The 20,661-nt window shown below is 59.4% G+C and carries 18 protein-coding genes; 8 read left to right on the top strand and 10 right to left on the bottom strand.

Annotation, left to right across the window (positions count from 1 at the left end):
- Positions 1-302: 302 nt before the first annotated feature.
- From PY650_RS20310 to uvrB, 3 genes are all read right to left on the bottom strand, one after another.
- Positions 303-1,748 (bottom strand): adenylate/guanylate cyclase domain-containing protein, encoded by a 1,446-nt coding sequence (locus PY650_RS20310; protein WP_285881347.1) that lies wholly within the window; start codon positions 1,746-1,748, stop codon positions 303-305.
- A gap of 314 nt (positions 1,749-2,062) precedes the next feature.
- On the bottom strand, positions 2,063-4,069 hold the full coding sequence (locus PY650_RS20315; protein WP_285881348.1) for an ABC transporter ATP-binding protein/permease: 2,007 nt from the start codon (positions 4,067-4,069) through the stop codon (positions 2,063-2,065).
- Between the two features lie 220 nt (positions 4,070-4,289).
- Positions 4,290-7,178 (bottom strand): excinuclease ABC subunit UvrB, encoded by a 2,889-nt coding sequence (gene uvrB / locus PY650_RS20320; protein WP_285881349.1) that lies wholly within the window; start codon positions 7,176-7,178, stop codon positions 4,290-4,292.
- A gap of 303 nt (positions 7,179-7,481) precedes the next feature.
- Between uvrB and PY650_RS20325 the strand changes: the two genes are divergently transcribed.
- Positions 7,482-8,732: an MFS transporter gene (locus tag PY650_RS20325; protein WP_285881366.1), complete on the top strand. Its 1,251-nt coding sequence runs from the start codon at positions 7,482-7,484 to the stop codon at positions 8,730-8,732.
- Positions 8,733-8,785: 53 nt separating this feature from the next.
- Here the strand turns inward: PY650_RS20325 and PY650_RS20330 are convergent, their stop codons facing one another.
- Positions 8,786-9,298, bottom strand: coding sequence for a hypothetical protein (locus tag PY650_RS20330; RefSeq protein WP_285881350.1), 513 nt, complete (start codon positions 9,296-9,298; stop codon positions 8,786-8,788).
- A 407-nt stretch (positions 9,299-9,705) separates the two neighbouring features.
- On the opposite strand from PY650_RS20330, the gene PY650_RS20335 reads away from it, so the two are divergent.
- Positions 9,706-10,560 carry a phytanoyl-CoA dioxygenase family protein gene (locus PY650_RS20335; RefSeq protein WP_432761555.1) on the top strand — a complete coding sequence of 285 codons (855 nt, stop codon included), beginning with the start codon at positions 9,706-9,708 and terminating at the stop codon, positions 10,558-10,560.
- A 16-nt stretch (positions 10,561-10,576) separates the two neighbouring features.
- Here PY650_RS20335 and PY650_RS20340 read toward each other — a convergent pair whose 3' ends face one another.
- The 4 genes from PY650_RS20340 to PY650_RS20355 all read right to left on the bottom strand — a co-directional run bounded on the left by PY650_RS20340 (position 10,577) and on the right by PY650_RS20355 (position 13,690).
- Positions 10,577-10,975, bottom strand: a complete 399-nt coding sequence (locus tag PY650_RS20340) for a tetratricopeptide repeat protein (RefSeq protein WP_285881352.1) — start codon at positions 10,973-10,975, stop codon at positions 10,577-10,579.
- Between the two features lie 198 nt (positions 10,976-11,173).
- On the bottom strand, positions 11,174-12,355 hold the full coding sequence (locus PY650_RS20345) for an SEL1-like repeat protein (RefSeq protein ID WP_285881353.1): 1,182 nt from the start codon (positions 12,353-12,355) through the stop codon (positions 11,174-11,176).
- 350 nt (positions 12,356-12,705) lie between these two features.
- A complete protein-coding gene (locus tag PY650_RS20350; RefSeq protein WP_285881354.1) occupies positions 12,706-13,296 on the bottom strand; it encodes a hypothetical protein in 591 nt (196 codons plus the stop codon).
- A gap of 4 nt (positions 13,297-13,300) precedes the next feature.
- Positions 13,301-13,690 (bottom strand): acyl-CoA thioesterase, encoded by a 390-nt coding sequence (locus PY650_RS20355; RefSeq protein WP_285866506.1) that lies wholly within the window; start codon positions 13,688-13,690, stop codon positions 13,301-13,303.
- Between the two features lie 253 nt (positions 13,691-13,943).
- On the opposite strand from PY650_RS20355, the gene PY650_RS20360 reads away from it, so the two are divergent.
- The 5 genes from PY650_RS20360 to PY650_RS20380 all read left to right on the top strand — a co-directional run bounded on the left by PY650_RS20360 (position 13,944) and on the right by PY650_RS20380 (position 18,178).
- On the top strand, positions 13,944-15,203 hold the full coding sequence (locus PY650_RS20360) for an extensin-like domain-containing protein (protein ID WP_285881355.1): 1,260 nt from the start codon (positions 13,944-13,946) through the stop codon (positions 15,201-15,203).
- Positions 15,204-15,298: 95 nt separating this feature from the next.
- Positions 15,299-15,553 (top strand): hypothetical protein, encoded by a 255-nt coding sequence (locus PY650_RS20365; protein WP_285881356.1) that lies wholly within the window; start codon positions 15,299-15,301, stop codon positions 15,551-15,553.
- A 410-nt stretch (positions 15,554-15,963) separates the two neighbouring features.
- Positions 15,964-16,890 (top strand): ABC transporter ATP-binding protein, encoded by a 927-nt coding sequence (locus PY650_RS20370; RefSeq protein ID WP_285881357.1) that lies wholly within the window; start codon positions 15,964-15,966, stop codon positions 16,888-16,890.
- A complete protein-coding gene (locus PY650_RS20375; RefSeq protein WP_285881358.1) occupies positions 16,887-17,648 on the top strand; it encodes an ABC transporter permease in 762 nt (253 codons plus the stop codon). The genes PY650_RS20370 and PY650_RS20375 overlap by 4 nt, the downstream gene beginning before the upstream one ends.
- Positions 17,648-18,178, top strand: coding sequence for a GNAT family N-acetyltransferase (locus PY650_RS20380; protein WP_285881359.1), 531 nt, complete (start codon positions 17,648-17,650; stop codon positions 18,176-18,178). Before PY650_RS20375 ends, PY650_RS20380 begins: the two co-directional genes overlap by 1 nt.
- A gap of 582 nt (positions 18,179-18,760) precedes the next feature.
- Here PY650_RS20380 and PY650_RS20385 read toward each other — a convergent pair.
- Both PY650_RS20385 and PY650_RS20390 read right to left on the bottom strand, forming a co-directional pair.
- On the bottom strand, positions 18,761-19,258 hold the full coding sequence (locus PY650_RS20385) for a hypothetical protein (RefSeq protein ID WP_285881360.1): 498 nt from the start codon (positions 19,256-19,258) through the stop codon (positions 18,761-18,763).
- Between the two features lie 104 nt (positions 19,259-19,362).
- Positions 19,363-19,599: a hypothetical protein gene (locus tag PY650_RS20390; RefSeq protein WP_285881361.1), complete on the bottom strand. Its 237-nt coding sequence runs from the start codon at positions 19,597-19,599 to the stop codon at positions 19,363-19,365.
- Positions 19,600-20,015: 416 nt separating this feature from the next.
- Between PY650_RS20390 and PY650_RS20395 the strand changes: the two genes are divergently transcribed.
- On the top strand, positions 20,016-20,447 hold the full coding sequence (locus PY650_RS20395) for a BA14K family protein (protein ID WP_285881362.1): 432 nt from the start codon (positions 20,016-20,018) through the stop codon (positions 20,445-20,447).
- Positions 20,448-20,661: the final 214 nt, after the last annotated feature.

Raw genomic sequence — 20,661 nt, forward strand, 5'->3', positions numbered from 1 at the left:
CCAGATAGGGCGGGAATTTCAAGGGGTTGGAAATGATCCGTTGTCTCGACGCCATGGTGTGCCATGACGGAACACAGATGATGGGGTGGCTTGGCGGCCGCTTGTCTCCTAGCTTGTCTCCTTGGCATGCATTTAAGAGATAGCAGAACCTCCCAGCCGCTACGGCTTCGACGTGGCCGTTTCCCGCTGTGTTCCTCGTGATGACGGCCGGGACGTGGAAAGGGTCGATCGGGCTCCCCGGCTGTCCGCCATCAGGCTAGTTCGCCACACAATCGGCGAAGACCTGTTGACCTCCACGACGACTAATTGGGCATCACGCGATAAACGCACGCAGTTCCTTCAACTCCGCGAAGCGGAGCATCGAAGGCAACCAACCTATGCCCGGCAAGCAGAGGGCCGACGCCCGGCGCCGAAAAGAGCGCTTCGGAAATGCAAATTTCCCCTGCGCCAGCCAGCGACTGCACGCGTGCGGCAACATTGACGGTCTGGCCGAAATAGTCGAGGTTTTCGTTCAAGCTCACTGCGATCGAAGGACCGCAATGGGCTCCGATCTTCAAAATGAGGCTGGGGTCGCCATGAGCAGCATTATAGCGCTCGATAACCCCCAGAATGTGCAGCGCGGCCGAGACTGCATCGGCCGGGTTGTGGAAAGCAGCCATTACGGCGTCACCGATTGTCTTGACGATCGCGCCCGAATGCTCCTGCACCGTCGCGCCGAGCAATGCGAAATGTTCGCGAACCAGCGCATACGCATTGAGATCGCCAAGCCGCTCATACATTGCGGTCGATCCCTTGAGGTCGGTGAACAGCAGGGTCACCTGACGGATACCCAGACCTTCCTTCTCGTCAACGTTTTCCGTGCGGAACAGGCGCCGAAAGGTCTGTCGGGCAAGCAGCATCCCGGCCGACATGTAGGGATCGAAGTCGAGAACCGGCTTGATCGTCTGCGCCAGGATTTCGGGTGGCCAATTGATAAGCAGCAACGAGCCGCGTACGGCACCGGTGTTCTGCACTTCGATGATAACGGGGCCGGGCGGCACTGCCGGCAGCGAAGCGGAAAACCGTTGCCCGTCATAGCCGATCCGCAGGCGTGTCGGGTCTGTTACGGTCTCGCCTGCGATCGGCAATGCGAAACCGGCCTGGGTCTGGACATTGACGCCTGCCAGGGCGCCGGGACCGAGGTCCGCCCGCAACGTCGTGATCGAACCGGGCGGCAGGAAAGAGAGGCCGCGAACCAGTCCTTGCAGGACATTGAGAAAGCGGACTTGTTGGCCGGGTATCCGTGCGTCGCTCAGGAATCGCGCCTTCCAGTGAAAATCCTCGACCGAGAGCGAGCCGGGGTCATGAAAGGCCAGCCGGCGCAGGTGTGGCGACACGGTGAAGGTGACCTCGATGAAGTCGTCGAGATTGGTTTCACCGCTGACATCGCACAGACCGCAGACATAGTGGGTCTTCAACGTTCGCAAGGCGCCGAAACTGTCGAGCACCATACCGGACTGCGGGCACACGACGTCCCAGCTCATCGCGAACAATCCGCTTCGGGTGGCATGGAGAAACAGATCAATACTTTCCGCCTCCGAGATGGCGCGGTCGCGTGCGAATGCGAGGGGATTGACGCGGTAAAGGGACAAATCGTCGCCGCTGCGGATCAGTGATTCGAATTTGGAGATGACGAGGGGACTCCAGGACCGGGCCTGCTCGATCTCAGTGATTTTGCTTTCAAGGAGCCTTTCCTGAACGTCAGTCATGTGGCACCTGCGCTTCAGCAATCGATCAGGTTTGGCCGTGTCGTCGGACCTGTCTTGGCTACCTGAGACTATAGCAAAGAATGGAACGCGCGTCCGCTTGGGCTTAAACAACCCGGCTCCTGCAATCGCCTTGCCGATTAGCCGTGAGGGCGATGCGTCGGCTTGTCTTAAGGCGGCGATCGGGCAGGCGGCGTCCGGCCTCGAGTCTTCAGTGAGAACCCCATTTTAAAAGGACTTTGGATGGATGACTCCGTCCGGTGACAAGATGCCCGGGACGCTTGCCTAAGTCCTTCCCGAAAGCCGGCAGACTGAGCTCAATTTCTATCCTGGGATAGCGTCTCTTTACCTGAGGTCGTGCTCCCTTTTGGCAGAGCGCGACGGCTCTCCAAAAAGCGTAAAACCATACTCCCTCGTCGCCTGTGCGGGGCAAGGTCAATATCACTGACAAGCTTCGCGCCGCCCTCGCGCCGCTCCAATGTGATCTTGCGGCTATGATAGGCTTCCAGCTCGGCGCGATGCGCCACGCTGATGATGGTGACCTTCGGCAATTCGCGGATCACCGTCTCCATCATCTTATCCTGACTCTTCTCATCGAGCGCTGATGTTGCCTCATCCAGTACGATGATATCGGGATTGTGCAGCAGGAGACGCGCAAACGCGAGCCGCTGCTTTTCGCCACCAGACAGCGTCTGGTCCCATGGCGCGTCGTCCTCGATCTTGTCGTTTAGATAGTCGAGCCCGACCTTTTCGAGTGCGGCCTTGATCTCATCGAGCGTCCAGCTGTCGGCGGCGCTCGGGTAAGCGACGGCACGGCGAAGCGTCCCGGAGGGGATATAAGGACGTTGTGGTAGCATGAACAGTCGTCTGTCGGCGCGAAAGTCGATGCTGCCGTCACCCCAAGGCCAAAGACCGGCGATGGCCCGCACCAGCGTGCTCTTTCCCGTACCGGATTCTCCGGCCACCAACACCCGCTCGCCGGGTTCGACCACCACCTGGGTTTCCTTGACCACAGCAGTGCCGTCGTCAAGCGACACGGAGAGCTCGTTCAGGCTGACCATCGCTTCGCCTTCGGTTTCACCGTGCTTGATGCGTCCCACGGCGTCGCTTTGTTCCGCGCGCTCGAGCCCGTCAAGCGAGACCATCAGCGAAGCAATGCGCCGTGCGCAGGCGTTCCAATCGGCCAGACGAGGGTAGTTATCGACCAGCCAGCCGAACGCGCTCTGAACGATCGCAAAGGCAGAGGCAGCCTGCATGACCTGCCCAAGTGTCATGCTGCCTTCGAGAAACTTTGGAGCGCAAAGCAAAATCGGCACCACCGGCGCAAACAGGCTCGACCCCTGCGACACAAGCGTCGTGCGCATGTGTTGGCGCGCAAGGAGCGCCCATTGCCGGAGCACATTGGCGAAGGTCTTTTGGAGATCACTGCGCTCCTCCTCTTCACCGCCGAGCAATGCGATGCTCTCGCCGTTTTCCCGCACATGCGTCAGCGTGTAACGAAATTCGGCTTCCACCTGGTTCTTGACCTCTGAGACATGAACGAAATGACGGCCGATGACTGCCATCGAGCTGGACGTAATCGCGGCATAGAGGACCGCAGTGACGACGAGGAAGCCGGGAATGGTCACGAGCGAACCGGCGATGGTCAGGGTGAGTGCCCCGCCGATTGTCCAGAGCACAATGATGAAGGTCGAGGCCGACAGAAAGGCCGACATGACACCGGCGATGAAATCGACGGGTGATTCCGTGGCAATCCGCAAATCCTCCGAGATGCGGGCTTCGGGATTCTTGTGGTCGCCGCCGATCAAGTTCAGCTGATAGTAACGGCCATTTGCGAGCCAGCGTGTGAGGACGGCGGTCGTGAGCCAGGAACGCCAGTGACGTTGGATCGTCATGCGAAGGGAGACTTGCATGACACCGAGGGCGACGCTTCCGAGCGCGAGCGGCAGGAATACAGCGCTTAGAAAATAGACGGTGCCGGCATTGTGTAGCTCTATGGCGTCAAAAATTGCGCGATTCCAGATATTGATTCCATATTGGAGGCCAACATTGGTGCCGATCAGGGCTAAAAGCCCGATTGAGCACGGCCAAGCGAGCCGGTCGCCGCCGCGGCCCCAATAACCGCGCGCGCTGATCCAGAAACGCGCGAGCAAATACCTCTTGCGCGCCTGCTCTGCCTCCCCAGGTGTCAGTTTTGGGTCGGGTTCGACGACATCTGGCGGCGACACGACCTCGGCAGTCGAGGCCTTTTCGGGGTGCGACTGCTCTTTACCGTGCGGGTTGTTGCCCCCGACCGATATTGGATTGGATTTAGCGTCGGTCATAGCGCGACAACGGCTTAAAAATCGAAAGGTTTCATGGGGCGGGTGTCAAACACGGCGCGGGAGGGCGCGCCTGAGAAAACGAGGCGGTCGCGGCTGCAAGGACGGAGGAAATGCTCGCATGCCGCCATCGACAGCATTTTTTCGCAATTCAGTGGCGATGCCACCAAAGCTCAAGGGCCTCTTCTGGCCCATAAGCTGCCGCCAGAAAACTGAAAACCTCTTACCGTCCAGGTCGACCCGTCTTCCCCTTGGTCCGGCCCTTGCGCTGCTTCTCGTCCACCGCATCCTCATAGGACCCCACACCCGGCTTTGCTCGAATGATCGGCTTTTCCGGTACCTTGCCGAGGACCGGTTTTTCCGTCCTGCCGACGGTCATTTCATCGAGGGTGTTTTTGCGGAAGAGGGGCGTGCCGGCGTCGCTGCCGGAGCGCATCTCGTCGAGACTGGGTTTGGCGAAATAGGAGCGCTGCGTCTCTGCCTCTTTGTTCGAGACGGGCGGGCCTGCCGCCTCACCATGAGGGCTAACTCCTGATGCCGTGCCTGCTCCGTCCAGATCCTGAGGCGCGGCGATTGAAGCCCGGAGCTTCGAAGGATTGGAGCGGCCGCCTTTGCCGCCCTCGATGCTCCTTGCCTCCTCGCGGGCCATCGGGTCGTCCATGACGGCGAGTTCGGCGGCCTTGAGACGCTTGATTTCGTCGCGTAGCCGGGCCGCCTTTTCGAAGTCCAGGTCGGCTGCGGCGTCGCGCATGGATTTTTCCAGCGCATTGAGATGGGTCTGCAAGTTGTTGCCGACGAGGTGGCCGCCATCGGCGAAGCCCTTGCCGGACGCGCCACCGATATCGGCGCGGACGTGGTCCTTCTCGTAGACGCTGTCGAGGATGTCGGAAATCCTCGCCTTCACAGATTCCGGCGTGATGCCGTTTTCCTCGTTATAGGCCATCTGCTTTTCGCGGCGGCGGCTGGTTTCGTCCATCGCCCGCTGCATCGAGCCGGTAATGGTGTCGGCATAGAGGATGACCTTGCCGTCGACGTTACGCGCCGCGCGGCCAATCGTCTGGATCAATGAGGTCTCCGAGCGCAGGAAGCCTTCCTTGTCGGCATCGAGGATGGCCACGAAGCCGCATTCGGGAATGTCGAGGCCTTCGCGCAGCAGGTTGATGCCGACGAGAACGTCGAAAGCACCCAAGCGAAGATCGCGGATGATCTCGATGCGCTCCAGCGTGTCGATGTCGGAATGCATGTAGCGGACGCGCACGCCCTGTTCATGCAAATATTCCGTCAGGTCCTCGGCCATGCGCTTGGTCAGCACGGTGCAGAGGGTGCGATAGCCCTTGGCGGCGGTCTCGCGGATTTCGCCCAAGACGTCGTCGACCTGGGTGCGGGCGGAGCGGACTTCTACCGGCGGGTCGATCAGGCCGGTCGGTCGAATGACCTGTTCGGCGAAGACGCCGCCCGATTGCTCCATCTCCCAGCCGCCGGGTGTGGCCGACACGGCGATGGTGTCCGGCCGCATCGCGTCCCATTCCTCGAAGCGCAGCGGCCGGTTGTCCATGCAGGAGGGCAGGCGAAAGCCGTATTCGGCGAGCGTCGCCTTGCGCCGGAAGTCGCCGCGATACATGCCGCCGATCTGCGGCACGGTGACGTGGCTTTCGTCGATGAAAATGATGGCGTTGTCGGGGATATATTCGAACAGGGTCGGCGGCGGCTCGCCGGGATTGCGGCCGGTGAGATAGCGCGAATAGTTCTCGATGCCCTGGCAGGAGCCGGTGGCTTCCAGCATCTCGACATCGTAACGCGTGCGCTGCTCCAGGCGCTGCGCCTCCAGCAGGCGGCCGGCCTTTTCCAGCTCGGCGAGGCGGAGCTTCAGCTCCTCCTTGATCGCCTTGATGGCGCCGTTGAGCGTCGGGCGTGGCGTGACATAGTGCGAATTAGCGTAGATCTTCACCGATTTTAGGTCGCCGGTCTTCTGGCCGGTCAGCGGATCGAATTCGGTGATGGCGTCGATCTCGTCGCCGAACATGGAGATGCGCCAGGCGGCATCCTCCAAGTGGGCCGGGAAGATTTCGATGGTATCGCCTCGGACGCGGAAGGAGCCGCGGATGAAGTCCATGTCGCGGCGCTTGTATTGCTGCGCCACGAGGTCGGCCAGGAGCTGGCGCTGGTCCAGCCGGTCGCCGACATTCATCTGGAAGGTCATGGCAGTATAGGTCTCGACGGAGCCGATACCGTAAATGCAGGAGACCGAGGCGACGATGATGCAGTCGTCGCGTTCCAGCAGCGAACGCGTCGCCGAGTGACGCATGCGGTCGATCTGCTCGTTGATGGAGGATTCCTTCTCGATATAGGTATCCGAGCGCGGCACATAGGCTTCCGGCTGGTAGTAATCGTAGTAAGAAACGAAATATTCGACCGCGTTGTCGGGGAAGAAGTTCTTGAACTCGGAATAGAGCTGCGCCGCCAGCGTCTTGTTCGGCGCCAGGATGACAGCGGGGCGCTGCGTCGCTTCGATGACCTTGGCCATGGTGAAGGTCTTGCCGGAGCCGGTGACGCCGAGCAGCACCTGGCTGCGTTCACCGCTTTCCAGGCCTTCCACGAGATCGCGGATCGCGGTTGGCTGGTCTCCCGCCGGCTGATAGTCGGAGCTCATGCGGATCTCGATGCCGCCTTCGGATTTTTCCGGCCGGGCAGGGCGGTGCGGCGTCCAGATCTTGCCGTTCTTGTGTAGCGGGTTGCCGCTCTCGATCAGCGCCGACAGCGCCTCGACCGTTGCGGTGACGCCGCCGGGCGAAATCTTGTCGGCATCCTCAAGCGCGATATCCAGGCCCGCTACCGGATTGAGGCCGGCCGCAGCGCGCGTCTTCGGATCGGTCGAGCCGCCGAGGGAGACCCCGCGCGCGGTCTTGCCCGCCGTGATCTCGACCTTCTTGCGGTGCTTGCCGGCCTTGGAGGCGATCTCGCGCTGGCTTTCGACGCTGGTGGCCTCAGCCTCGACTTCGAGCTGCTTGACCCAATCTGCGACGCTGCCCGTTTGCGGCGCGCCTTCAAATGGTGCCTGCGGCGCCTCTTCGAAACCGTTCGGGGCGGGGGATTTCTTCGGTGATTTTGCCATGGGCGGAATATGGAGGGAGTCAGAGCCGATGTGAAGGGGGGAGAGTACAAAAGGGAAACAGAAGGTAGATTTTTCCACTTCCTGCCACGCAAAACATATCACGCGAAATGTGATGGAACCGGCATAAGTTAGATGCGTTGGGGACTGGCTGTCCGAGATATCCGCGACACTACCCTTGCGCGCGCATCGGAGCGGGAGCCGCGCAGCGTCGAGAAAGCCCGACCGCAATGTCGGCCCCCCTTATTTCGACGGCATCCGGAATTGCCCGCCTCGCCGCCGCCATCCGGTCGGAGGAGGACCATGATGTCAGCATTGGATAGTTTGCGCTCTTTGTCCCCACAACAACGCCACACCGTCCTTGCCGCTTATCTCGGCTGGACATTGGATGCCTTCGATTTCTTCATATTGGTCTTCGTTCTCAAATATATCGCAGAGGAGTTTCATACGGATGTCCCGACGGTGTCGGTGGCGATCTTCCTGACGCTCGCCATGCGGGCGGTCGGGGCGCTGGTCTTCGGGCTTGCTGCCGACCGTTTCGGCCGCCGCGTGACCCTGATGGCGAATGTGCTGCTTTATTCGCTGTTCGAGTTCCTCACCGGCTTTTCGACCGGGCTGACAATGTTCCTGGTACTCAGGGCTCTTTTCGGCATTGCGATGGGCGGCGAATGGGGTGTCGGCGCGTCGCTGACGATGGAAACCGTGTCCGCGCAGTCGCGCGGCATCGTGTCCGGCATTCTGCAGGCGGGCTATCCCTCCGGCTATCTGCTGGCTTCGATCCTGTTTTTCCTGCTGTTCCCGATCATCGGCTGGCGTGGCATGTTCATGGTCGGTGCCTTGCCGGCGCTGCTGGTGTTCTACATCCGCCGTAACGTGCAGGAATCGCCGGCCTTCCTGCAACGGCAGGCGGTACCGCAAAGGCCTTTCCTCGCAGTGTTGCGCGAGAACATCCCACTATTCCTGTGGGCGGTGGTATTGATGACCGCCTTCAATTTCTTCAGTCACGGTACGCAGGATCTCTATCCGACCTTCCTCCAGGTGCAGCGGCCGTACAACAGCTACACCGTCGGCGCTATCGCCATCGTCTATAATATCGGAGCAATGATTGGCGGCTTGTTCTTCGGGGCCCTGTCTCAGAGTATCGGCCGGCGGCGGGCGATCGTCATCGCTTCGGTTTTGGCGATCCCGGTCGCACCGCTGTGGGTCTATGGACAGGGGCCGGTGCTGCTCGCCATTGGCGCATTCCTAATGCAGTTCTTCGTGCAAGGCGCCTGGGGCATCGTGCCGGTGCATCTCAACGAATTGTCGCCCGACGAGGTGCGCGGGACGTTCCCTGGTTTCGCCTATCAGCTCGGCAACCTGCTGGCCTCCGGCAATGCAACGATCCAGGCGGGCCTAGCGGCGCATTGGAACGGCGACTATGCCTTTGCGATGTTGATCGTCTTGGTCATTGTCGCCGTGGTCGTGGCGCTGTTTTCCGGTTTTGGTTTCGAGAAGAAGGACGTCCGCTTCGGCGGGAAGGGGACGGAGGAGTCGCAAGGCGCGATGCCAATCTGATCGCAGCCCTCGTCGAAGCATGGCCGGCGGCCAGGAGCCGCCGGCCTCCGGCCTTATTTGCCGCAGATTTCGGAAATCTTCGCCTGTGCAAAGCTGCGGGCCAGTTCCTGTAGTCCACCCACCTGCGAGACAAGGTCGCCGATCGGTCCGCTGACACCGACATGGGAATCGGTGATCTTGCAGGCGCCGGCATCGACCGTCACCGAGGCCTCGAGCTGTCCTTTGACGGTCGCCTGGACGATGCCGTGCGACTTGCAAGCAAGATCGGCGCGGGCGTTGATCTGCACACCGCCGCCGGCGCTGCAGACGTCGAGTGACTTGACTTCGAATTTCTCCTTATGGTCCAGTCCCGGCAGCTTCTTGCAGGGGTCGGCCTCGTTCACCGATTTCTCTATCTGCGGACCGAACTTGCTTTGCAGCAGCGACCAGCAGGAGCCGGGAGCGGTCTCAGCCTGTGCAGATGCTGTGGGCAGGGGCGAAAGCGGCAGGGCGAAGGCGACGGCCAGCGTTGCCATGCGAAGCGACGGAAAGAGCGAAGAGGACAATATCGGGGACTTTTTGATCACGACGGTCGATCCTTGGCGGGTAAAATCCTTGGTGGGTAAGATACGAGATTATTTGTTTTACTCTTCCACGTCTCCAGCCGATCTAGCAATCAAGCCTCTGCGGCAAAGATGAGGCGCGACGACTGAACCCCTCATCGCTTTGCGGTCGCTGAAGTGGTCATGAATCATTTGGCCGCGCCAGACGATCAGGGGATAGATTGTCCGGATGCGTCCAAAGAGCAGAAAACCGCTAGGCAGCGGTATCCATTCATCTTATGAATAATATGTTGCCGGTCCAGCCTTTGAGGAGAGGTCACTGGCGAGTGACATATTCCGGGAGAGCTGAGATGTCGGGTTCGTTGGGCTCAGTGCTGGATGAAGCAGCGTCCGGATTGGCGCCGCTTGAGGCAAACGGCAAGATCCTGTCGATGGCAAAGAACCGTTTCGGCTATCTCGAACCCACCGATGCCGCAACTGATATGGCAACGCTTCGCGCGCAATATCAGGAGCATGGCTACCTCTGGCTCAAGAAATTTCTGAAGCGGCAGGATGTGCTCGATTTTCGCGCCTGGGTGTTTGCGCATCTCATGGACACGGGGCTGCTTCAACCCGGCTTCGACCCTGTGACTGGCATTGCCGCCAAGGGGGAAGCCGACAAGGCACTCGCCGATCGGCGGCTGATGGCGCTCGTACGTTCGGTTGCCTATGAGGGCTTCTGCACCCAGCCGCGGCTGGCTTCGTTCATGGATGAATTCCTTGAGGGCATCTCCTATCTGCACAAGCGCAAGATCATGCGCTTTACCCGGCCGAATACCGGTGTCGTCACCCCTGCACATTACGATCTGGTCTATCTGCGCGGCGGCACGAGCCGCATCGTCACGGCCTGGATACCGATCGGCGACATTCCGGTCGACATGGGCGGCCTCGTCTATCTCGAGGGATCACACCGGATCGGCGCCGATATGGAGAAGGAATTTGCGATCAAGGCTGCGTCGCTCACGCCGGAGGAACGCATTAGCGCCTTCAACAAGAACATGACCGAAGGCGGCTGGGTTTCCAAGGATCTGCCCGACATGGCGGAGCGCTTCAATACACGCTGGCTCGCCGCCGATTATGAGGCCGGCGATATCATGCTGCACAGTCCTTACATGATCCATGCGTCTACGACCAATCGCGACCCGCTCGGCCGCCTGCGCCTCTCGACCGATATCCGCTACCAGAATGTCGAGGACGAAATCGACGCCCGCTGGAACAATCATTGGAGTCTGGGGGATATGCTCTAAGCCGTAGTGTTCCCGCTCAATTCATGTGATCGAGCATGCTTTGCGCCGGCTGATAGCCCTGGGTGGCTGCTTTGCGAAACCAGCCTAGCGCCATGTTGCGGTCTCTCGTGACCCCATCGCCACGCAGATAAGCGAAGCCAAGATGGAATTGCGCCTTGGGCAGACCTTGATCGGCGGCCTTGGCAAACCATGCGATGGCCTGGGCATAATCCTGCGGGACGCCTTTTCCGAGTGCATAAAGGCTGCCGATACCATCCTGCGATGCAGCGTCGCCTCTGTCTGCCAAAGGCTGCCAATAGGCTAGGGCACCGGCATAATCGCCTTTATCATAGGCGGTTTGCCCGTCATCGGCGTGCGCCTGGAAGGCGATCGAGAGCGCCAGCGTTACTCCGAGGCCTATCTGTCTGAGCCGCATCGGCGACCTCCCATCCGTAATTCCTGTTCGGCCAAGAGCTAAAGCGCGTCGCGATCTTTAAGATCGCTCCCTGCGCTTTAGGTTTTTGATTTTGCGCATGTCGTTATCGCAAAACCGCGGGGCAATTTGCGCGACATGCTTTAAGCTCGCCGCGGTGCCGGCGCAAGGCTCGCAGCGGTTCGTCGTGCATCGCAAAGCTCAAATCGGGATGCTCTTCGTCTGCGGCGGCCTGCCCTCATTATCATCGGGCTCATTGTCGTTATCGCCCATGGCCTTGGCCTTGTCGAACCATTCGAAGGATTTCGCCCAGTCCACCGGCACGCCATCGCCATCGCGGTACATGACGCCGAGGTTGAAGGCAGCATCGACATAGTTCTGGGCGGCGGCTTTCTCGAACCAGTCGACCGCCTCCTGCCCGTTCTTGGCGACGCCTTCGCCGTCACGATACATAACGCCGAGATTGTATTGCGCTTCGACATCGTTTTGATCCGCCGCTTTGCGGAACCAGACAACGGCCTCAGCATCGTCTTCAGCAATTCCGTCGCCATCGGCATACATGGTGCCGAGACTATATTGCGCATCTGCGTCACCTTGATCGGCTGCCTTGCGGAACCATGAGGCGGCCTGATTGCCGTCCTTGGGCACGCCCTCACCGTCGCGGTACATTATGGCGAGATTGTATTCCGCTTCGATTTTGCCCTGGTCGGCGGCCTTCTGGTACCAGGTTACTGCCTGGCGATCGTCTGGGGACACACCGTCGCCTTCGTCGTACATAACGCCGAGATTGTATTGCGCGTCGGCGTTGCCCAAATCGGCGGATTTGCGATACCAGGCGATCGCCTCGGTCTTGTCCTGGTTGACGCCTTCGCCATGGTCGTACATGTCCGCGACGTTGAACTGCGCATCGGCGTCACCCTGGTCGGCTGCCTTCCTGTACCAGATGAAGGCTTGCGCCTTGTCCTCTTGCACGCCTTCGCCATTGTCGTACATCAAAGCGAGGTTGTATTGGGCGTCGCCATAGCCTTGTTCGGCGGCCTTGCGATACCAAACGACGGCCTGAGCGTCGTCGGTTGCAACACCTTCGCCTTGGTCATACATGGTGCCGACGTTGAACTCAGCCTGGGCATTTCCCTGGTCGGCCGCCTTGCGATACCAGTTGAGAGCCTGCGTGAGATCCCTCTCGACGCCGTCACCGTCTTCATACATTTCGCCGAGTTTCAGTTGCGCGGCTGCATCGCCCTTTTTTGCGAGCGGGCGCCAATAGTCCAGCGCCGCCTTGTAGTCACCCCGGTTGTAGGCGTCCTGTCCGAGATCGGCATAGGCAATGCCGATACCCGCCAGCGTAAAAAGCAATCCGATGGCCATCCTGTTGAAATGCACGATCTATCCCTCAACTCGTGATCTCTTCATATGTGAATACTAAATAATGCGCCGGGCGATGGAGCAAGACGCCCCTAGAGGCAAAGTTATCGGCTTATGGCAGTAAAAGAAGTCAGCAACTGGACAATGACCCAACCCGGCGCTTTGCTCGTTACCCGGCGAGGGATCATCAGCATAAGCAAGCGAAGTACATGAAAGTGTAAGCGCTAATCCCAATGCAAAGCTGCTGAACTTCAAAGCTACGTCCTCCCGCCTGCAAGCTATTATCGAGGTTTGTAGAATATGGAGATGGCAGCAATTTTACCGACATCGCCAGGTTCGGCGCTATTGCCTGCATGGCCGGCTCTCGATCAACCCGAGAGCACATCATAAAGACGGAAGATCCAGGTAATCTGGTAGATCAGCCCAATCGCCACAAACGCAGCCTGGAAGCGGCGATTGGCGGTGATGGCGGCGACGATGCACAGCAAGATGTAAACAACATTGCGGATCGGGTATTCCCAACCAAGCGACCGGAAATAAACCTCGCCCTTCAAAAGCGTATCGCCGAGATCGACCGCGTAGGTCACAGCGAGGAGCCCGAAGAACCAGCGTCGGCGGGAGATGAAATACTCCTCGAAGCCGCCATAGTCCTCGATCGAGGGAGGGTTCAGCAGCACGCAGAGGAAATAGAATAGGCAGCAGAAGCAGATCAGGAAAAGATAGACGCCGAAGCCTATTTCTGCCACCGATTGCAAGCGATATTCCCACCACCAGAAATGGATAATGAACAGGAACATCGACACTATCCAGCCGATATGGACCAGATAGACGCGGTGCTTGCCAGGCGATTGCACGAAACCGGCGAGGCGCATCAGGAGCTGGGCAAGCGAAAGCCCGATCACCATACTCATGACAGTCCGGATATAGACGTAAACCTCGGGCGTGCGTGCAGCTTCCATCCCGTCAGCTTTCCGAGGGGACGGGTTTTGGCGCGCCGTTCTCGTCGAGTGCCACCATGATGAAGGTGCCGGCCGTAACCTTCTCCAACTTGTTGTAGCGCGAGCGATGCGCCCAAGCTTCGACGTTGAGTGTGATCGAGGTGCGGCCGACACGTTCTATATGGGTATAGACGCTCAGCGTATCGCCGATCTTGACCGGCAGTTCGAAAGCCATTTCCTTGACGGCAGCGGTGACGACACGGCCACGGGCCCGCTCGGCAGCGCGAATGCCGCTTGCCAAGTCCATCTGCGCCATGACCCAGCCGCCGAAAATGTCGCCGGCAGGATTGGCGTCGGCAGGCATGGCCAGTGTGCGTAAAGTCAACTCGCCTTTCGGCCTGACGCTGTCGTTCATTCACTCGCTCCTATCGACAAAGCCCTTGATTCCGGCGCTGAGCCTACGCAATCGAGCTGCGATGGGGAAGACTTCGTTCGCGTTCGACAACAGGTCTGTCGATTGAAGACGGTCTTTTCGAAACGCTTCGCGCTCTTTGGGACCGCCTGCGCTGTCCGCCCTCCATTGGCCGGTAAGTATTCATTCACCGTTTTTATTTAAGTTTAGTAATAGTTGCCGACCGTGGCTGGGGCAGCAGGAGCCGATCTGGAGCATGGTGTATTTGTCCTTTCTGCGGCGGGCTGCATTGCCGTTGCTGGTGTCGTCGACACTGGTCGCCTGTACGGCCGACAGCCTGGTGCCGCCCTCGAACATCGACAGCAGCGCACGTGTCGGCTCGATTACGCCACATCGCAGCGTAGCGCCGAGGCAGTTCAGCTATCAGGGCGACCAAGCCCCCGTTAATTCCGCTAGAGCCAACTACGCCAACAGCTACAATCTTTCCGGCAATCGGCAGAGCGCGACGTCGATGCCAGCCTCGGCCGCCGGAAAACAGGGCCGTCTGCCGATGGGTAGCGGCAATGAGGCCGTGACAACCACGGACGTGGAGCAGGGTTTGGCGCAGCAGTCGGACGTGCCCTCCGAAGGCGTCAACATGGACGCCGAGCTCGGCGTCGGACCGAATGAGGAGGCCCAGTCCGAACAGGTCGTCGGACTGGCCCAGGAGGAAGAGCAAAATATTGCCGAAGGCGAGACCGACCAACCCGTCGTTGGGGGTATCGGCACGGACGCGCCGGTACAGGCCAAACGCTCCATCATTCAACGCCCCACCGCACAGGCCGAACTTAACCAGTCGCCGATCCGGCGCCAGCAGTCGGGCACGCAGGTCGCTATGCTGCCACGCGTCGGCAATCCGATGCCGCGGATCGAACAGCAGGAGGAGGCGCCGCAATCGTTGCCCGGCGGAGCGATGCCTGCTTCGGAGATTGCCTGCCGGCAAGAATTACAGCGGTTGGGCGTCGTCTATAACGACAAGCCGGCGATTTCCGATGGCCCGGCCTGCCAGGTTCCCTATCCGATTTCGCTGAGCGGGCTCTCCGGCAACATCGCTGTCAAGCCGGCAGTGACACTGAACTGTCAGGTGACGCTTGCCTTTGCCAAATGGGTAAAGAACGAATTGGCGCCGGCCGCCCGGACGCGCTATTGGACGGGCATCGGCACCATCGTGCCGCTCGGCGGCTATTCCTGTCGGCGGATGAACAATAGCCACCAACGCTACAATCCAATGTCGGAGCACGCCCATGGCAATGCGATCGATGTCGGTACCTTCATCCTGAAGAACGGCCATGTGATCGATGTCCGCAAGAAAGGGCTGTTTTCCTTCCGTGAAGGCGGGCTGCTAAAGGCGGTGCGCAGCGACAGTTGCAAGTATTTCGACACGGTGCTCGGCCCGGGCAGCAACGCCGAGCATTGGAACCATTTCCACTTCGATCTCAGGGATCGCGGGGGCGGGCGGCGCTACTGCAGCCTGTAATGCCAGGTTCGCGGCGGATTTACCGGGGGTGCAGCTGGTTTACCTCCGGACGAGTTCACAGTTAACTGCGGTTGCCGAGACAGGGAGCCTATTGGATGGCAGAGGTACCGAGAAAGAAGAGAGGTCTGGGGAAGGCGCTGATTGCCGCTCTCGTTGCGATCATTGTCGTGATCGGCGGACGCTGGTATGCCTATGTCGCCTATGCCGACAACCCGTTCGATGAAGTCGGCATCAGCCTCAACTCGATGATGCCAGGCCCGATCCGCGAAAAAGGCTGCGCGATGCTGAGGGCGCGCTTCGAAAACAAGACGCTGCCGCCGGCAGGGTGTGGCGTCAACGGCAATTGGTAAATTGCCGAGGCAACTGGTAGTTTCCCGATCTGTAGCCGGCAAAAAGAAAAGCCGGCGCTTGGCCGGCTGGAGTGGCGCTCAGCAACGACAGGGGATCTTTGCTGGCTCCGGAAAAGAAACTTCATGTTGCAATGACGTGTGCAATATGGATGCGATGGCAATCAATATTGAAGTATCAGAGGCGCGCCGACGCTGTCACCAAGAGGCGTTGGGCGGAGTGCGACAGTCGTTGCTCACCTAAGCAAATATATGCCCGACGAAGGTCACCATTTGATGACAGATTTCGTACTGTTTCTTGTCCTTAAGCGAACGCACTGTTCCATTCCCACGGGGTGGTAAAAGCCGCCGGGCGGCTATATAGCGGGCAAACGCCGCAAAACTCATCAGAAAAGCCGGACTTCGCCTGCATCATGGCCCCGATCATTTCTATTCGTAACCTTACCAAAACCTACTCCAACGGGTTTCAGGCACTGAAAGGCATTGATCTTGATGTCGAGCGGGGCGAGATTTTGGCGCTGCTCGGGCCGAACGGCGCCGGCAAGACGACGATGATCTCCATCGTTTGCGGGATTGCGAATCCGAGCACCGGCACAGTAACCGTCGGCGGCCATGATGTGGTCAGGGAGTTTCGTGCTACGCGTACGATGATCGGCCTAGTGCCGCAGGAATTGACGACCGACCAGTTCGAGACGGTGTGGAACACGGTCAGTTTTTCACGCGGACTGCATGGCAAGAAGCCGAATCCGGCGCATATCGAACAGGTGTTGCGCGATCTGTCGCTCTGGGACAAGAGGGACAATATGCTGCGCCAGCTCTCCGGAGGCATGAAGCGGCGCGTCCTGATCGCGAAAGCCCTGTCGCACGAGCCGGAGATCCTCTTTCTAGACGAGCCGACGGCGGGCGTCGACGTGACGCTCCGCAAAGATATGTGGCATGTCGTCGAACGGCTGCGGGCTTCCGGCGTCACCATCATCCTGACGACGCACTATATCGAAGAAGCCGAAGAGATCGCCGACCGCGTCGGCGTCATCAATGACGGCAAGCTGCTGCTGGTGGAGGAGAAGAAGGTGTTAATGGCCAAGCTCGGCCGCAAGCAGCTGATCCTCGACCTGATGGAGCCGCTGGGCGCCGTTCCGCATTGTCTGGACGGCAACGGCTTGTCGCTGGGGCCGAATGGCACGACATTGGTCTATGATTACGATGCCGAGCACGAGCAATCGAGCATTGCGGCGCTGCTGTCGCGCCTAGCGGCAGAGGGCATTCATTTCAAGGACCTGTCGACGCGGCAGAGCTCGCTTGAAGACATCTTCGTATCGCTGGTGGGAGAGGACAAATGAACTTCGAGGCGATCAAATCCATCTATGCCTTCGAGATGGCCCGCACGCGCCGCACTCTGCTGCAAAGCGTCGTCTCGCCGGTCATTTCCACCTCGCTCTATTTCATCGTCTTCGGTGCGGCGATCGGCTCGCGAATTCAGTTGGTGGAGGGCGTCTCTTACGGTGCTTTCATCACGCCGGGCCTGATCATGCTGACGCTGCTCGGCCAGTGCATCAGCAACGGTTCCTTCGGTATCTATTTTCCGAAGTTCACCGGCACGATCTATGAGGTTCTTTCCGCGCCGATCGCCATGGTGGAAATCATCCTCGGCTATGTCGGCGCCGCCGCGACCAAAGGCATGCTAATCGGGCTGATCATCCTGCTAACGGCGAACTTTTTCGTGCACATCACCATCCAGCATCCCTTCATGATGATCCTGTTCTTCGTGCTGACGGCGGTGACCTTCAGCCTGTTCGGCTTCATGATCGGCATATGGGCTGGGAATTTCGAGCAGCTCAACCTCATCCCCATGCTGGTCGTGCCGCCTCTGACCTTCCTCGGCGGCAGCTTCTATTCCATCAACATGCTGCCGCCCTTCTGGCAGGCTGTCAGCCACCTCAATCCCGTGCTCTATCTTGTCAGCGGTTTCCGCTGGAGCTTCTTTGGCATCGCCGACGTCAATCCGGTGCTGAGCCTTGGCATGATCACGTTTTTCCTCGTCATCTGCCTCGCGACCTTGGGCTGGATATTCAAGACGGGCTATCGGTTGCGGAACTGATGGCGGAGCAGGAGGACATCCGGATACGACCGGCAGCCGTCGCTGATGCCACGGCAATCGCCGTACTGCATGTGGCCGTTTGGCGTGACACCTACCGCGAGCTTGCGCCGGTAGAAGCGTTTCGTGTGCTTGATGAAGCCTACCGGGAAGCCAAATGGGCGGCTGCATTGGCCAAACCCGATCGTCATCAGCTGGTACTCGTCGCTGAACAGGGCAATCGCTTGGTTGGCATCGGCGCGCCATCGCAGGCCGCCTTCGAAGGGCGGGGGGAAGTACGGTCTCTCTATGTCGATCCTGCTATTAAGCGCAGGGGTGTCGGCCGCCGTCTAATGGGCAAACTGGCAGCATATCTTGCCGGCCTGCATTATCCCGGCGCCGCGCTGGGGGTTGTCGTCGGCAACGATCCGGCGATCGCATTCTATCAGTCGCTGGGCGGACGGATGATTGGGCTCTATGCCGATCCTGGACCGATCTGGCGATCGGATAACATTGTCGTCGCGTGGGACGATTTGTCATTACTGATGATGTAGCCCGCGTCGTTGATGTGTCTGAAGTCCGCCATCTTCTGTCGCTTGAGATGGCTAGGGGCGACTTTGAACCGCTGATCCAGCGCGGGCACGTTCACGAATGCACCGATCGACGCTCACCACAGTCTCGCAGAGACGGCGACACGGGTGCCCAAAGGTGTGGTGTGCCTCGGATCCGTTGTCCGTGGTTCACACGGGGAATGTCGGGTCAATAACTTTTAATGGTCCATTGCACGTTTCCTTCGGTCGCTCCTTCGGCATCCAAGGCTGAGCCTGTTCGCGTGAACGGGCCTGTTTCCATAGCCGGTTCAAACTCATCTCGAAGAGGGTAGTAGACCAGAAGTATAGTTCGACGTTACTTTAGTATTGAAAATGTAACGCAATATGTATTGCTAAGAAATGCGTTTGGCAGAGTAATGAGAAATCGACCTGAAACATAAACAATCCATTAGCTCTGTAGCTTAGTGGCATCTTATGAGTCTTCTGCCATCGTGCTCATCGTCGTAGGCAACAACGACAGCGCGCACGGTCAACCATATTGACCGCGCACATGATGAGGCTGGCCCGGGTCGCCCGAGCCAGCTTCTAGTTCGGCCGAATGCCGCCTGGAAGTTTCGCGGACACGAGGGCGAGTTCCAGCCGCTCGATCTTCTCTTCCGCTGGGTCGAGATCCTCATAGAGCTCATCGATCAAAGGCGTGGCGCTGCGATAATCATCGTTCTCCTGCTGCAGCGTGGCGATCTGGTCGAGCATATTGCCGACGAACCTGTCGGTTGCATTTGCGCTCTCGGCACCGGAGGAGATCGGGGTATTGATCGTCGCCTGAGCTTCGGCAAGCTCGGCGGCATGTCGGATCTCCATGTCGACCATCTGGCGGCGCATGGCGGTGGCGTTGAGGCGCGAGGCCAGCAGTTCCTTCTGCGCCGCGAGGGAGACGTGGCTGGCGTTGATCTCATGCTCAAGGTTGGCGACGCGGACTGCCGTCTTCGCGATATGCGCATCAAGGCTGCCGACCACCTCATGCCGTTCGGCGAGAGCATTTTCGAGTTCGCCGATGCGGCTTTCGGATTGCGAGAGGGTCATCGGTCGCTCCAGCGGTGGGTCTGGTTTCGACACAGGCGGCAGAGATGCGGGAGCGCGATGGTCGCCTCTTTTGGGCAGCGGCCGGCATTGGGCAGCGGCCGGCATTAGGCAGGCACCGGACATGTCGCGAATTCGATATTGATCAGGAACGACTGCAGCGAAATCAGCGTAAAGCGGTGATCGTGCCCGATAGATGTCGTGAAATCATTTTTGTCAGCGGCGATCGCGGCGGCGATCGCTTCCAAAGTGTCGAAGGGTCGGCTCTCGCGGCACATCCCGCGACTGTTACCGGGCGCATAATAGACGAGATCCGGATAAGCCGTCTCTGGAACTAGTTGCACGGTCGGCCACCAAAAAATACCCAATTTTCCCTGACGTCCACGTCGGCATAAATGGGGAATTTTACTTCGGCACTTCTGAGGAAAATTCACGCGGCATTGACAAGGAGGGACAAACGGTCCGCCCTGCCGCTGTCATTGCGCGCATGGACACATCAAATTTTCAGCCATTCCCCAGTCTTACGCCTGGGAATAGTATGGGTAGAATTACCATGAAGTTTTTGGCCGTCTCAATGAATCTGCCATGTTTGGGAAACTGGAAGCCCTTCTGAGGGCGGCCACGGTCGCCGGAACCGATATCCCTAGTCGGACTGCGGGACGGCCGGTGGCCGCACAGCTCGCTCTGGGACCAAAGTCCAATCCTCTTATCGCTGCTTTGTGTTACAATCCGTAAGTTTCGGTATAGAAAGGAGGCGCAAATGCGCAGTTTCGTTTCACTAATTGCCAGGGCGGCAGCGATTGCTGCCTTTACCTCCGGATCGGTTCATGCGATGCCCATGCCGGAGATCCAGGAATTCGTCGCGGCCGGACCGACACACAATATCCAAGTAGTCGACTGGCACGGCGGCTGGAGTGGTGGCCACGGCAGCGGCGGCTGGGGCGGGTGGCATGACGGCTGTGGCAGCTACCACGGCTGTGGTGGCTACTACGGCGGCTATCACCACCACAACGACGATTGGGTTCCGTTAGCGGCGTTTGGAGCAGGAGCCCTGATTGGCGCTCTCGTGGCCCAGCCCCACTACTATTCGCAACCCCACTACTATCACCGGACCTACTATCATCAGTCGGGTCATTATGCGTGGTGCGCAGGGCGATACCACCCCTATCGATGCTATGTTACGCACTATTGATCCGGATCAGCGGCGCTTCGGTGATGCTAAGCAAGCAAGCTGTCGGTTAACGCTCACCGCTCTCCAGAACCTAAACAAACCAGTGCATAGCTGATTAAAGCTACGCCGCCGTCTTGTTGTCTGGTTCCTGCTTCCCGCGCAAGTCCACGACTTGTCGCATCGAGGCTCGTTTCACGCGGGGCTTGCGTCCCGCGCCAGAGCGTTCCTCTCCACA

The organism is Martinezella calliandrae (assembly GCF_030272695.1).
GTDB classification, from domain to species: Bacteria; Pseudomonadota; Alphaproteobacteria; order Rhizobiales; family Rhizobiaceae; genus Rhizobium; species Rhizobium calliandrae.

Coding starts and splice junctions, on each gene's coding strand:
- PY650_RS20310 (WP_285881347.1), bottom strand. CDS start 1,748: ATGACTGACGTTCAGGAAAGGCTCCTTGAAAGCAAAATCACTGAGATC.
- PY650_RS20315 (WP_285881348.1), bottom strand. CDS start 4,069: ATGACCGACGCTAAATCCAATCCAATATCGGTCGGGGGCAACAACCCG.
- uvrB (WP_285881349.1), bottom strand. CDS start 7,178: ATGGCAAAATCACCGAAGAAATCCCCCGCCCCGAACGGTTTCGAAGAG.
- PY650_RS20325 (WP_285881366.1), top strand. CDS start 7,482: ATGTCAGCATTGGATAGTTTGCGCTCTTTGTCCCCACAACAACGCCAC.
- PY650_RS20335 (WP_432761555.1), top strand. CDS start 9,706: ATGGCAAAGAACCGTTTCGGCTATCTCGAACCCACCGATGCCGCAACT.
- PY650_RS20340 (WP_285881352.1), bottom strand. CDS start 10,975: ATGCGGCTCAGACAGATAGGCCTCGGAGTAACGCTGGCGCTCTCGATC.
- PY650_RS20350 (WP_285881354.1), bottom strand. CDS start 13,296: ATGGAAGCTGCACGCACGCCCGAGGTTTACGTCTATATCCGGACTGTC.
- PY650_RS20355 (WP_285866506.1), bottom strand. CDS start 13,690: ATGAACGACAGCGTCAGGCCGAAAGGCGAGTTGACTTTACGCACACTG.
- PY650_RS20360 (WP_285881355.1), top strand. CDS start 13,944: ATGGTGTATTTGTCCTTTCTGCGGCGGGCTGCATTGCCGTTGCTGGTG.
- PY650_RS20365 (WP_285881356.1), top strand. CDS start 15,299: ATGGCAGAGGTACCGAGAAAGAAGAGAGGTCTGGGGAAGGCGCTGATT.
- PY650_RS20370 (WP_285881357.1), top strand. CDS start 15,964: ATGGCCCCGATCATTTCTATTCGTAACCTTACCAAAACCTACTCCAAC.
- PY650_RS20375 (WP_285881358.1), top strand. CDS start 16,887: ATGAACTTCGAGGCGATCAAATCCATCTATGCCTTCGAGATGGCCCGC.
- PY650_RS20380 (WP_285881359.1), top strand. CDS start 17,648: ATGGCGGAGCAGGAGGACATCCGGATACGACCGGCAGCCGTCGCTGAT.
- PY650_RS20385 (WP_285881360.1), bottom strand. CDS start 19,258: ATGACCCTCTCGCAATCCGAAAGCCGCATCGGCGAACTCGAAAATGCT.
- PY650_RS20395 (WP_285881362.1), top strand. CDS start 20,016: ATGCGCAGTTTCGTTTCACTAATTGCCAGGGCGGCAGCGATTGCTGCC.